Origin of the sequence: Acinetobacter sp. ME22, from assembly GCF_022012315.1 — a bacterium.
GTDB classification, from domain to species: domain Bacteria; phylum Pseudomonadota; class Gammaproteobacteria; order Pseudomonadales; family Moraxellaceae; genus Acinetobacter; species Acinetobacter brisouii_A.
This window is the reverse complement of sequence record NZ_JAKLTL010000004.1, coordinates 82798-96193: the sequence shown is the minus strand read 5'-3', so window position 1 is coordinate 96193 and position 13396 is coordinate 82798. Positions and strand designations below refer to the sequence as shown.

General features: G+C 43.1%; 12 protein-coding genes and 1 riboswitch. Of the genes, 9 read left to right on the top strand and 3 right to left on the bottom strand.

Going from position 1 to position 13396, the window contains the following annotated elements; all coding sequences use genetic code 11:
* Positions 1–45: 45 nt before the first annotated feature.
* Positions 46–172: riboswitch (yybP-ykoY riboswitch) on the top strand.
* A gap of 100 nt (positions 173–272) precedes the next feature.
* From LVY74_RS07415 to recJ, 6 genes are all read left to right on the top strand, one after another.
* Positions 273–920 carry a TMEM165/GDT1 family protein gene (locus tag LVY74_RS07415; protein WP_237814551.1) on the top strand — a complete coding sequence of 216 codons (648 nt, stop codon included), beginning with the start codon at positions 273–275 and terminating at the stop codon, positions 918–920.
* A gap of 151 nt (positions 921–1071) precedes the next feature.
* A complete protein-coding gene (locus LVY74_RS07410; protein WP_237814550.1) occupies positions 1072–1866 on the top strand; it encodes an MBL fold metallo-hydrolase in 795 nt (264 codons plus the stop codon).
* 123 nt (positions 1867–1989) lie between these two features.
* Positions 1990–3456, top strand: coding sequence for an IMP dehydrogenase (gene guaB, locus LVY74_RS07405; protein ID WP_151709795.1), 1467 nt, complete (start codon positions 1990–1992; stop codon positions 3454–3456).
* A gap of 135 nt (positions 3457–3591) precedes the next feature.
* Entirely contained in the window at positions 3592–4920 is a 1329-nt protein-coding gene (glmM, locus tag LVY74_RS07400; protein ID WP_237814549.1) for a phosphoglucosamine mutase, read from the top strand.
* Between the two features lie 12 nt (positions 4921–4932).
* The gene (gene pdxH, locus LVY74_RS07395) at positions 4933–5589 is read left to right on the top strand and encodes a pyridoxamine 5'-phosphate oxidase (RefSeq protein WP_237814548.1); all 657 of its coding nucleotides are present in this window, start codon (positions 4933–4935) and stop codon (positions 5587–5589) included.
* Between the two features lies 1 nt (position 5590).
* On the top strand, positions 5591–7294 hold the full coding sequence (gene recJ / locus LVY74_RS07390; protein ID WP_237814547.1) for a single-stranded-DNA-specific exonuclease RecJ: 1704 nt from the start codon (positions 5591–5593) through the stop codon (positions 7292–7294).
* Between the two features lie 41 nt (positions 7295–7335).
* On the opposite strand, the gene LVY74_RS07385 is transcribed toward recJ, so the two are convergent.
* Positions 7336–8112, bottom strand: a complete 777-nt coding sequence (locus tag LVY74_RS07385) for a putative porin (RefSeq protein WP_151709791.1) — start codon at positions 8110–8112, stop codon at positions 7336–7338.
* A gap of 369 nt (positions 8113–8481) precedes the next feature.
* Between LVY74_RS07385 and prfB the strand changes: the two genes are divergently transcribed.
* The 3 genes from prfB (at position 8482) to LVY74_RS07370 (ending at position 11719) form a co-directional block, all read left to right on the top strand.
* Positions 8482–9577, top strand: a protein-coding gene (prfB, locus tag LVY74_RS07380) for a peptide chain release factor 2 (protein WP_151709790.1) whose coding sequence is annotated in 2 segments (ribosomal slippage) — positions 8482–8553 and positions 8555–9577 — 1095 coding nt in all. Because the reading frame shifts where the segments join, the coding sequence is not laid out codon by codon here.
* Positions 9578–9710: 133 nt separating this feature from the next.
* The gene (locus LVY74_RS07375) at positions 9711–11018 is read left to right on the top strand and encodes a 3-deoxy-D-manno-octulosonic acid transferase (RefSeq protein WP_237814546.1); all 1308 of its coding nucleotides are present in this window, start codon (positions 9711–9713) and stop codon (positions 11016–11018) included.
* On the top strand, positions 11015–11719 hold the full coding sequence (locus LVY74_RS07370) for a 16S rRNA (uracil(1498)-N(3))-methyltransferase (RefSeq protein ID WP_237814545.1): 705 nt from the start codon (positions 11015–11017) through the stop codon (positions 11717–11719). Before LVY74_RS07375 ends, LVY74_RS07370 begins: the two co-directional genes overlap by 4 nt.
* Here LVY74_RS07370 and LVY74_RS07365 read toward each other — a convergent pair.
* Together LVY74_RS07365 and LVY74_RS07360 are read right to left on the bottom strand one after the other, a co-directional pair.
* Entirely contained in the window at positions 11708–12652 is a 945-nt protein-coding gene (locus LVY74_RS07365) for a mechanosensitive ion channel family protein (protein ID WP_237814693.1), read from the bottom strand. The two genes, LVY74_RS07370 and LVY74_RS07365, sit on opposite strands and share 12 nt — an antisense overlap.
* A gap of 110 nt (positions 12653–12762) precedes the next feature.
* Positions 12763–13344 (bottom strand): DUF805 domain-containing protein, encoded by a 582-nt coding sequence (locus tag LVY74_RS07360; protein ID WP_237814544.1) that lies wholly within the window; start codon positions 13342–13344, stop codon positions 12763–12765.
* Between the last annotated feature and the right edge of the window lie 52 nt (positions 13345–13396).

Here is a 13396-nt window from a genome sequence, read left to right as displayed (position 1 = left end):
GTAAAGAAATGTTTTGAAAAAACGATTTAGATTTATATAATGTCCACACACTTCATTGGGGAGTAGCCGCTATTTACGTTTGTAAATAGATGATGATCAACATACTTGTTCTCAAACGAACATGGTCATCATAGCAAAACCAATTAAGCTTTCTTTAAAGCTTTCTTTTGTTGGCAAGACCTTTGATTTATCACTCTGCAATCAGATTTGTTCTGATCATGGCTAGCAGGAGGGGTAAGTCATAGGCAAATTTTGCTAGCCAGAGAAACATCATGTCAACTTTCTTTTCTGATATTGCTTCATTATTGCTTGCTATAACAGGTGATAATAAAGAATCTCTCGCTTTTATCTCTTCACTTGGTGGTGTATTTATTGCAGAAATTGGCGATAAAACCCAACTTTTGGCCCTTTTGCTTGCTGCCCGCTTTCGTAAACCCATTCCAATTCTAATTGCAATTCTTGCCGCAACGACCTTAAATCATGGTCTGTCTGCTGTATTGGGTCAGTGGCTTGCAGATATTGTTCCCAAAAATATTATGGTTTGGATATTAGCGCTTGGATTTATTGGTATGGCGGTTTGGATGCTCATTCCTGATTCAATTGATGAAGAAGATGATGGAATCGCTAAATGGCAGCATCTAGGGGTTTTTGGTGCAACATTTATCTTATTTTTCTTGGCAGAAATTGGTGATAAAACCCAAATTGCAACTGTTGCCTTAGCCGCTCAGTTCAATAGCGTATTTATTGTCATGCTAGGTACTACTGTAGGCATGATGCTTGCTGATGGGCCAGCTGTATTTGTTGGTAATAAAATGGCAGATAAATTACCAATTTCATTGATTCATAAAATTGGTGCATTCATCTTCTTGGCTGTGGGTATTTTCACTTTGGCACAGCACTATTGGTCATCGATCTTCTAAGAGCGTGAAAGACGGCTCAATTTTTCTGAGGCTTTTTGACTGTTCAGCAAATTTTGTTAAAAATTTTTAATCATCTGTGATTGTATGTAAACTAAAATCCATATAACGTATAGGTGATAATAATTTACTCATATCTTGGGGTCTAGGGAAGATGTTTGAACGTACAACATCGCAGGTGCTGTTTGATAATGGCACACATAAATGTATCAGCTTCACCAGTCTAGTTAAGGGCGAAGGCGTACAGGCCAACCAGTTTTTAATTATTGACAATGAACGCGCAGCAGTCCTAGATCCAGGTGGAGACTTAACTTATGTCCCACTGACTATGGAACTCAATAAATATACCAAATTAAAGAATCTTGACTATGTCATGGCATCGCACCAAGACCCTGACATTATTACTTCTATGCCACGCTGGTTGGTCTATACCGATGCCAAGATTGTCGCTTCAAAACTGTGGGCGCGTTTCTTGCCACACTTAAACTCATCATTTATGAGTGACCGTATGAAAGGGAGTTGGGAAGAACGCCTGATTGAACTTCCTGACCAAGGAATGCGTATTCCATTAGGTAATAGTGTGATGGTGGCAATTCCTGCGCACTTTTTACACTCTGTAGGTAATTTCCAATTTTATGATCCAATTGCGAAGATTTTGTTCTCAGGTGATATGGGTGCATCGATGGTTGATGATGCCAATATTCCAATTCAAAGCTTCAATGATCATTTGCCAAAAATGCGCGGTTTCCATCAGCGCTATATGGGCAGTAACAGTATTTTACGCCTATGGGTGAAAATGGTTCGCCAATTAGATTTGGACATGATTGTACCGCAACATGGTACGCCATTTGTGGGTAAAGAGCAGATTGACCAATTCTTGGATTGGGCTGAAAATCTGCAATGTGGTATGGACTTGATGAACGAACGTATTTTTAGCGTACCAGTTTAAGTCTTGACCCAAATGCAAAAAATCCAAGCCATTTGGATTTTTTGCATTTTTCAGCTCACTGAACATGCATTTTTAGGAGAAATTTGTTTATAATAGCTCACGGAATTTACCAGTGAGTTTGTTATGCTGACCATCGTTCAAGAAGCGCTAACCTTCGATGATGTCTTATTAGTCCCTGCCTATTCTACTGTCCTCCCAAAAGATGTTTCTCTTAAGTCACGCCTGACTCGTGGCATTCAGCTTAATATCCCGCTTGTTTCTGCTGCTATGGATACGGTGACTGAGTCACGTATGGCAATTGCCATGGCGCAAAATGGTGGTATTGGTATTATTCATAAAAACATGGATATCGCAGCCCAAGCCGCTGAAGTACGCCGTGTGAAAAAATTCGAAGCAGGTATGGTGAAAGATCCGATTACGGTGACACCAGCGACAACTGTACGCGAATTGATTGAAATTACTAAAGCAAATAACATCAGTGGTGTGCCTGTAGTTCAAGATGGCAAAGTGGTCGGAATTGTAACCGGTCGTGATACACGCTTTGAAACCAACCTTGAACAGCCTGTTAGCAATATTATGACGCCGCAAGAGCGCTTGGTAACAGTGAAAGAAGGTGCATCGAAAGAAGAAATTCAAACCTTATTACAAAAACACCGTATTGAAAAAGTCTTGGTTGTCGACGATAGCCATGCTTTAAAAGGTTTAATCACCGTAACTGATTTCCGTAAAGCGGAGTCATTCCCAAATTCATGTAAAGATGACCTTGGTCGTTTACGTGTGGGTGCTGCTGTGGGTACAGGTGTTGAAACTCCTGCACGCGTTGAAGCTTTGGTTGAAGCGGGTGCAGACGTGATTGTTGTTGATACAGCACATGGTCACTCAGCAGGCGTGATTGAGCGTGTCCGTTGGGTAAAACAAAACTACCCACAAGTTCAAGTGATCGGCGGGAACATTGCGACTGGCGATGCAGCTTTGGCATTGCTTGATGCGGGTGCAGATGCTGTTAAAGTCGGTATTGGCCCTGGTTCAATCTGTACAACACGTATTGTTGCGGGTATCGGTGTTCCACAAATCTCTGCAATCGACAATGTTGCAAGTGCATTGAAAGGTCAGATTCCTTTAATCGCTGACGGTGGTATCCGTTTCTCTGGTGACATGGCAAAAGCCATCGCTGCGGGCGCAAGCACCATCATGGTGGGTTCATTGATGGCGGGTACTGAAGAAGCACCTGGCGAAGTTGAATTCTTCCAAGGTCGTTACTACAAAGCTTACCGTGGTATGGGTTCTTTGGGTGCAATGGCGGGTTCTTCAGGTTCTGCTGACCGTTATTTCCAAGATGCTAAAGCGGGCGCTGAGAAATTGGTTCCAGAAGGTATCGAAGGTCGTGTACCTTACAAAGGGCCAATGAGTGCGATTGTTCACCAAATGATGGGCGGTTTACGTTCATCTATGGGTTATACAGGTTCTGCAACCATTAAAGATTTGCATGAAAATGCCAAGTTCGTAAAAATTACGGCAGCAGGTATGCAAGAATCTCACGTACATGATGTAACGATTACTAAAGAAGCGCCAAACTACCGTATTGGTTAATGGTTTTTTAGTAAAAAAGTTGTATAAGAAGCCGTCAGTTCATGACGGCTTTTTTGTTATGGTGTAAAGTATTACAAATTATGTATGACGAATTAGGGTTTGTTTTACAAACCTAAGAACACCAGTGAGAACAGCATGAGTTATTTTGGCACAGACGGAATTCGTGGAAAATTTGGTCAACTTCCAATTACGCCAGAATTTGCCTTGAAGCTGGGTTTTGCAGCAGGAAAAGTTCTAAAAAAACAAGATCCAAAGCATAAACCTGTTGTGGTTATGGGGAAAGACACGCGTTTATCGGGTTATATTTTAGAGTCCGCTTTACAAGCAGGTTTGAATGCAGCAGGTGTTTATGTACATTTGCTTGGGCCTTTACCAACCCCAGCGATTGCACATTTGACTCGTGCCTTACATGCTGATGCGGGCATCGTGATTTCTGCTTCACATAATCCATATTTCGATAACGGTATTAAATTTTTCTCGGGTGAAGGTAAAAAACTGCCTGACGAACTCCAAAATGCGATTAACCAAGAACTAGAAAAAGACATCGTGATTGAAGATACGGCACAATTGGGTAAAAGTGTGCGTGTTAAAGATGCCAATGGCCGTTATATCGAATTTTGTAAATCGACCTTCCCGTACCATTTCAACTTGCGCAATTTACGCATTGTGGTGGACTGTGCCAATGGTGCTGCTTACAACGTTGGCCCTGCGGTCTTTTTGGAACTCGGTGCTAAAGTCACGGCGATTTACAATGAGCCAAATGGTTTAAATATTAATGAACACTGTGGTTCAACACATCCTGAAAATTTACAAAAAGCGGTCGTTGAGCAGGGTGCGGATATCGGGATTGCCTTCGATGGTGATGCCGATCGTGTCATCTTGGTCGATAAATTCGGCCATCTGATTGATGGCGATCACATTCTTTATATTCTAGCGACCCAAGCGAATAATAAACCGCAAGGCATTGCTGGAACAGTAATGAGCAATATGGCGCTTGAGTTGGCATTAGAAAAAGCCAATGTGCCATTTGTACGTGCCAAAGTGGGTGACCGCTATGTGTTACAAGCGCTTGAAGATAACCAATGGATCATTGGTGGTGAGCCGTCTGGGCATATCTTAACTCTCGATAAAAGCACTACGGGCGATGCCATTATTTCTGCATTGCAAGTCTTAACGGTGATGGTTGAGCAAAACAAAGCGCTGCATGAGTTGGTCGAAGGTTTTACTTTATTCCCACAAGTGCTGGTCAATGTTCGTTTAGAACACATGATTGATCCATTTGCAATTCCTGCTTTGGTGGCTGAATTTGAACAAGCTGAGCAGCAATTAAAGGGTCGTGGTCGTATTCTGATTCGTAAATCAGGAACTGAGCCTGTGATTCGTGTCATGGTTGAAGGTGATCAATTACAAGAAGTGACCGATCTGGCGAATCACTTGGCAGATGCTATTCGTCAACATGCTTAAAAGGAAGCAATGATGAAAGATGTAATTAAAGATTTAAGTGAACTTCGTTTAAGTTATGAACAGGGTGAGTTGCTTGAAACTCAAGTACAAGCACAGCCACATCAGCAGTTTTTAGACTGGTTTAATTTTGCTTTGGCTGCAAATTTGCATGAACCCTATGCGATGTCGGTTGCAACAGCAGATGCACAAGGACGCCCGCATGTGCGTACCTTGTTACTGCGTGGCGCGACTGAAGCAGGCTATGATTTTTATACCAATTATGACAGTCAAAAAGGCTTGGACTTGGCAGCTAATCCTTATGCCGAATTTTTGTTTTACTGGCCGAGCTTAGAACGTCAAGTCCGTATTCATGGTCGAGTGAGCAAAATCTCTGAAGCAGAATCGACTGATTACTACCATAAACGCCCGCGTGACAGTCAAATTGCAGCACATATCAGCACCCCACAAAGTGGCGTGATTGCTGGGCGTGCGGAGTTACAACAGCGTTTTGAAACTCTACATGATGCTGTGGCTGAAGAAACCGAGCTGAAAAAGCCTGAGTTCTGGGGTGGTTACCGTTTACAGCCAGAAAGCTATGAATTCTGGCAGGGTCGCCCAAATCGTCTACATGACCGTTTGCGTTATGAATTGCAAGATGGACAGTGGGTTTTACAGCGTTTAATGCCATAAGATGAAAAAAATACAAATTAAACAAAGACCTTTGCTAACACGCCCTGAAGATTTTCAGGGCATGTTGCCTTTTATTGCCCAAATTTTGGCACGTCGGGGTGTCGCTTCATTACAAGAGTTAGATTTAAAGCTCAAGCATTTGCTAAAACCAGAGCTGAAAGGCTTACAGACTGCAATTGAGTTAATGGATCGTGCGATTGATCAGCAGCAGCAGATTGTGATTGTGGGGGATTATGATGCTGACGGTGCAACCAGTACCGCACTGATGCTGTTGGCACTCCGCGATATGGGTGCGAAAGTCGATTATGTCGTGCCTGACCGTTTTAAGTATGGCTATGGCCTGACCCCGAAAATTGCCGATTTGGTACAGGAAAAATATCAGCCGAAATTGATGATTACCGTCGATAATGGCATTTCCAGTCATGCAGGAGTTGAGCAGGCACAACAGCATGGAATGCAGGTGATTATTACCGATCATCACTTAACCACTAAACCCACACCCAATGCCGAAGCAGTGGTCAATCCCAATCAACTCGGCTGTGATTTTCCAAGTAAGTCCTTGGCAGGTGTTGGAGTGGCATTTTATGTGCTGGCCAATCTTGCCAGTTTACGCCGCCAGCACGGTAAAACGAGCAGCCAACTGACGCAATATCTGGATTTGGTGGCTTTGGGTACCTATGCCGATGTGGCGAGTCTTGACTATAACAACCGAATTTTGGTGGATGCAGGCGTTCAGCGCATGCGTCAGCAGCAGTGTCGTATCGGCATTCTCGCGCTATTAGATATTGCAGGTCGTGATCCTGCACAGCTACAGGCACAGGATCTCGGTTTTGTCTTGGGGCCACGGATTAATGCCGCAGGGCGAATGGAAACCATGGATATTGGCATTGAATGTCTATTGGCACAAGATACACAACAAGCCTATCACCTTGCGCAGCAGCTTCATCAGCTCAACCAAGAGCGCCGTCAGGTTGAATCGCAGATTAAACAAGATGCCTTGCAAACTTTAGAGCAGATTCGCCTCGATCAGACAGACTTGCCTGCGGCACTGGTGATGTTTGAGCCACATTGGCACCAAGGGGTGATCGGGATTGTTGCAGGTCGCCTGAAAGAGCAGTTTCACCGCCCGAGTATTATTTTTGCAGCCGATGAGGATGGAATTCATCTCAAAGGTTCTGCTCGTTCGATTGATGGTATTCATATTCGCGATGCGATTGAACGGGTCGCAGAACGTCACCCACATTTGGTTCGTTACTTTGGTGGACATGCCGCAGCCGCAGGTTTGACCATTGAAAAGCAGTATTTTACTGAGTTTCAGCAGGTCTTTACTGCACTGATTGCCGAAATGGATGCGCAGTTATTTGAAGAGGTGTTGTGGACAGATGGGGAATTACCTGTCGATGCTTTTCATTTGCAAACTTTAGCGACTTTGGAGCAACTTGGGCCGTGGGGACAGAAATTCCCTTTGCCAACTTTTGAAGGTACTTTTGCAATCTTGGATTATCGCTGGCTGAAAGAGCGTCATCTCAAGCTGCGTTTAGGTTTGGAAAATGGAAAAAGTCTCGATGCGATTGCTTTTAATGCGATTGATCGATTTGAATTTGATCCCTTGCACATGCAAGTCCGTTTAGTCTATCGCCTTGAAAAAAATGAGTTTAATGGCTCAACCAATTTACAACTGCATATCATACATTTCGAACAATAAAAAACCGCTCGTTTGAGCGGTTTTTTTATGAGGGTTATTTGTTAGAAGCGATACGATGCACCCACACTATAGGTGTTGTAGTCATCGCCAAAGCCTAAACGACCATCGACACTGACATTATTGTTAAAGTATTTCTTCGCAGTCAGACCCCATTGATCTTCATCAATCGATTTGTCTTTGCTGTAGTCCACACCGAAACTTAACGTTTTATCGATGTAGTAATCACCTGCGACATAGTATTGTTTGTTTTCATCATCCCCAAACACACCACGTGCTTCAAGGTTGATGTCATGCTGACCGACTTGAGTGACGTATTTGGCACGTAAGGTCGGATCTACGCCATCGCCACCATGTTTGGTGTCATAGCCTTGTGCACCAACGGCAACCAATAAACCTGGTGCTGGCAAGTAACCGACTTCGGCATTGTATAGGGTGGTTTTACGGTCAATACCCGTATTATCTACTTTGTATTCATTACGTCCAACATTACCACCTAAGTAGAAGTCAGAGTTTGGAACGTAATATTCAGCACCTGCGCTATAGGTGGTATTTTTGGTGCCGCTATTGTCACCATAGTTAACACTACCATGCACATTGCTGGCTTTATCTAGAAAAGCAGCCTCAGCGAGTGGTGCATTACGTGTTTCTACAGGATTAAAATAGTAGGTTCCATTCACACCAACTTGACTGACACCATCAGCATGATCTGGGTCTAAGTAGTTATAAGAGCCTCCAACTTCAGCTTGGTAGGCATTTGCCATACTGGTCACACTGAGTCCTGCAAGAAGTGCTGTAGTTGCAATGAGTGTTTTTTTCATGTCACTTCCCCTTAGAAAGCTTGATTTTCATTTTTTGTTACAAGTTTAAGTCTAGTAGAAAATACCAAGTGGTCAATTCTGATAAAGTAATCAGACTGTACGAAAGTAAGTGTGTGTAAATAAGTTAATTTAAAATACTGATAATAAATAAAAATATAATATGTAGTGTTTTATTAATAGTGTTATGGCTTTGTGATTTTTGTTTAAATATTCAGCATATATTTTTGTTACAAATGATGTTTGATGCTTTTCTGTGAATCGAGAAAGCTTTTGGCAACCGTGTCATATTTTGAAAATCAGCAGCATATCACCTCATCACACTCTATGTTAAAATAGCGCAAATTTTATGGCTCTAGAGAGAAGTTTCACGTGGAAATCAATCCGTATCTAAACCAATTAAAAGATTTAACTGATCGTAGTCAAACACTACGGGGGTATCTTTGACTACGATCTGAAAAAAGAACGTTTAGAAGAAGTCCTACGTGAGCTTGAAGATCCAGCGATTTGGAATGATCAAAGCCGTGCGCAAGCTATGGCCAAAGAAAAAGGTGAGTTGGAAAACGTCTTGAATGTGCTAGACGGTTTAGCGACTCAACTTGAAGATGCTCAAGCGATGCTTGATTTGGCTGTAGAAGCCGATGATGAAAGTTTGTTGGTCGATGTGCAGGCTGAATTGACGGCTGCTGAAGAAGACTTGGCAACACTTGAATTCCGTCGTATGTTCAGCAATCCAATGGATCCGAACCCATGTTATGTGGAGATTCAGGCGGGTTCTGGGGGTACAGAAGCACAAGACTGGGCGTCAATGTTGTTACGTATGTATATGCGTTGGATCGAACGTCACGGCTTTAAAGCTGAATTGATGGAAGAATCGGATGGCGATGTTGCAGGGATTAAATCTGCCACCATTCGTGTCGAAGGTGAATATGCTTACGGTTGGTTGCGTACTGAATCAGGCGTGCACCGTTTAGTGCGTAAGTCACCATTTGACTCAGGTAACCGCCGCCATACCTCTTTCTCTGCAGTGTTCGTTTCTCCTGAAGTCGATGACAATATTGAAATCGACATCAACCCATCCGACGTGCGTACCGATACTTACCGTGCTTCGGGTGCGGGTGGTCAGCACATTAACAAAACCGATTCTGCGGTACGTTTAACCCATACGCCAACAGGCATTGTGGTGGCGTGTCAGAACCAGCGTTCACAACATGCCAACCGTGACCATGCATGGAAACAGTTACGTGCAAAATTGTATGAACTGGAAATGAGCAAGCGTAACGAAGCTGCTCAAGCGCTTGAAGATTCAAAATCGGATATCGGTTGGGGGAGCCAAATTCGTTCATACGTTTTGGATGACTCACGCATTAAAGACTTGCGTACAGGCGTTGAAAACTCAAATACAGGTGCAGTGCTAGATGGTGATCTGGACAAATTTATTGAAGCGAGCTTAAAGCAAGGTCTGTAATTCCTGCTTAAAAGCATCTCTGAAAAGCCAATGTGAAGTCATTTGCATTGGCTTTTTTGTTGCAGATGAACCCTGTTCTTTTAAAATTTTTTACGCATAATAGGCACACATTTTTTCTGATTTTAAGATTTGGATGACCCAAGCGATTTCAACTTTGAAAACTCCATTTTGGTACAACTGGCTGTTGGCAGGTATCAAACCCTTGTACCGCTGGCGTTTAAACAAACGCTCAGGGCATCTTGCCGATTTTCAAAATGAAATCACTGAACGCTTTGGCCCTTTTCAAACCCCTAAAAATACTCAGGTGATCTGGTTTCATGCGGTGTCAGTTGGTGAGACCAATGCGGCTCAGCCTCTGATTGAACATTATTTACAGCAAGGTCAGGCTGTCCTAGTCACCAATACCACGCGCACAGGGCAGGCACGGGCAAAGTCGTTATTTGAACAGCGTTATCCAAAGCTTTTTCAAGCGGTCTTTTTACCTGTCGATCAGCAATATTTGGTCAATGCTTTTATTGATCGCTATCAACCTAAAATTTTACTGTTGATGGAAACCGAGCTGTGGCCAAATCTGTTGCAATGTGTGGCAGAGTATAATATTCCTCAGCTTTTACTGAATGCCCGATTGTCTGAAAAGTCAGCCAAAGGCTATGCCAAATTTAAGCGTTTAACCTCTCCGATGCTGAGTCAGTTAAGCTGGATTGCTGCGCAAGATCAGGCGACTTTGCAGCGATTTGCCAGTTTGGGTCAATCAACCACATCAATGAGTGTGGTGGGGAATGTTAAATTTGATATTGCTGCGCCTGATTGGGTTGCGGTACAAGCTGAGCAGTTGCATCTAGATTGGCAACTGACGCAGCGTAAAGTGATGGTGCTTGCCAGTACCCATGCGCCTGAAGAACACCAACTGCTCACGGAACTCAAAGTAACCTTGCAAGCTGATCCAAGCCTATTGTGTATCGTGGTGCCGCGCCACCCTGAACGCTTTGATGAAGTGTTCCAAGTGGCTGAGCAACTGAGTTTGAATGTGAAGCGCCGTAGTTTGCAACAAGTTGTAGATGCCAATACCCAAGTGTATTTGGCTGATAGTATGGGTGAGCTGTGGTTGTGGTATGCCTTGAGCCAAGTCGCCTATGTTGGCGGTTCTTTGAATGAACCAGGTGGCGGGCACAATATTCTGGAACCTGTGGCGCTAGGTGTTGCAACGGTCTTGGGGAAAAACTATTTTAATTTCCAGCAGATTGTCGATGAATTCGCGAACAATGCAGCGGTTGACGTGGTACAGGATGCTCAGCAAGCTTGCCAGAGATTCAATGAGTTACTGGGCAATGTGGAACAGCGTCAACAGATGGTACAACGAGCCACCACTATTTTGCAGAAGAACCAAGGTTCACTCCTGCGTCATATCCAATTGATTGATCGGTTTTTACAACACTCATGAATCTCGTTTTATTGTCAGCACAACCCGAACAAGCACTTTGGGAAATTCGAGAACCGCGCCAATTACAGCATTTACAGCAGCATCTCGACCTGAAAGTCGGTGATCAGCTCAAGGTTGGCATTCGTCAAGGCAAGCGTTATTTGACTGATGTTCAAGCCATTACGGCAGAACGAGTCTTGGTTAAACCGATTCAGGAATTGGCGATTCCTGAAAAATTACCTGTGACTTTGATTGTGGCTTTACCTCGCCCCAAAGTTTTGCGTCGTCTGGTGATGGACAGTGTGACTTTGGGTGTGGAAAAGTTGGTACTTATCCACAGTTATCGGGTTGATAAAAGCTACTGGCAAAGCCCATTTTTACAACAGCTTGATGATTATGTGACTTTAGGCTTGGAACAGGCAGGCGATACCATTGCTCCTAAAATAGAGCTGTATCGTCGTTTTAAACCCTTTGTGGAAGATGTATTGTCAGAGTGGACAATGCCTGAAAGCCCAAGTTTTGTGGCACATCCTTATGCACAGCAAGGTTTACCTACTGTGAAAACCGCACATTGCCAAGTATTGATTGGCCCTGAAGGTGGTTTTATTCCTTATGAAGTTGAATTGCTTGAAAAATACGGTTGCCAAAGCTTTAGCTTGGGCAACCGTATTTTAAGAACTGAAACAGCGATTTCTTATATTTTGGGGCGTTTAGGCATCTGAAGATTTGTTGAGAGATAATTCAGGTGTCACATTGGAAACTTTAACTTCACGAACAGGATAAGGAATTGAAATTCCATGTTCTTCAAATGAAACCATAACATGTTCCTGAATTTCACTGGCAGAAGCTGCAATTGTTGTTTCTGTTGTATCGACCCACCAGCGGACGGTCAGGTTGACAGAAAAATCAGCTAAAGCTGTGACATTCACCGAAAAAGCAGGTTGACTGAGTACATTGCGATTTTCATCTAAAATTTTCCGAATAATGTCTTTGGCTTTTTTGACATCATCTTCATAGCCAATTCCCACCACAAATTCACAACGGCGGCGCTGATAAGCGGTGTTGACGGTAATCGCACTGGTATAGACCGTAGCATTGGGAATGACAATACGGCGACCATCATAAGAGCGTAAAAAAGTAGCCCGAATCTGAATATCTTCGACCGTTCCCTCTAAGCCATTACAGACGATGTCATCACCGATACGGAAAGGTTCGCTGAGTAGAATTAAAAGACCTGAAAGCAGATTTTGGAAAATATCTTTAAATGCAAAACCAATTGCGACAGAGCCAATTCCCAAAGCACTCATCAGTTGACTTGGAGTGAAACCCGGGATTGCAATCACAAGACCAATCAAGAAACCAAAGAAAAGAATGGCTGACGTCCCAACTCGATTGAGAACCAAGACCAAATTTTGTCGAGTATAAGAGCGGTTTTCTAAGGTTTTACTTAAAAATAATTTAAACAGTTTGGTGAGTAGCCAGAAAAGAATAAAAACCGCAATCGCAATGCAGATATAAGGAACGCGCTCCCAAAAACTGTCCATAATCTTGTCGATCGTGGTGTAAGCATCATGGTACTTGCTGCTATGTTCAAGCACGGCCTGTGTGGTTTTTTTACTGGCATCTTGAAGAAGATGACTGGTATCTTGCGCCATATTTTGTATGGTTGAAGCGCTATTCTCTGCCACGTGTATTTATCCCAAACTGCGAAACACTATATTTTGCCTGAAAAAACAAAAAGTTCAGTTAAGAAACGTAGATATATTTAGAAATATTGCATGCTGTGTTTAATCAAGCGTTGTGGATGCTCCAGTTGCCCATGGTCAATTAAATATGAAATACGCAGGCTGGTGCTCATCAATCCCAATAGGAAAAATACAATCATGCCCCAAGCACATAATTTTTCCCATAACGCAGTATGTGGCACAACACCATAGGCATTGAGCTTGGGTGTACCACCTGCCAAGACCACATAGCAGCCGAAGATCAGATTCAGTACAGGAATCAGTAAGAGTAAACTTAACCAGCCACTTTGATTTAAATCATGCAGGCGTTGGATCAGAAAAATACTCATGAGATAAGCATAACTCAGCAACAAAAAGACGCCGCCAAACATTAATAAAAATGGATGTTCCCAAATCAGATGCATCCGAAACATCATGCTGTGCCAATTAAATAGATTCAAGAAATGAACTGCGATTGAGAAAAGGCTGACCATCAACAAGTGACACAAACCTGAACGCGCGATATAGCTTAAACGTCCTAGGCGACCTGCACCTGACAACAGTGAGCGACGTGGTTGAGGCGTTACTTTACCAAAAAAAGATGGAGATGATTGCGTTGGCATAGAACCCCTCATAAAATTCGAATATGTACAATAAATATACGATTTAAGCCTG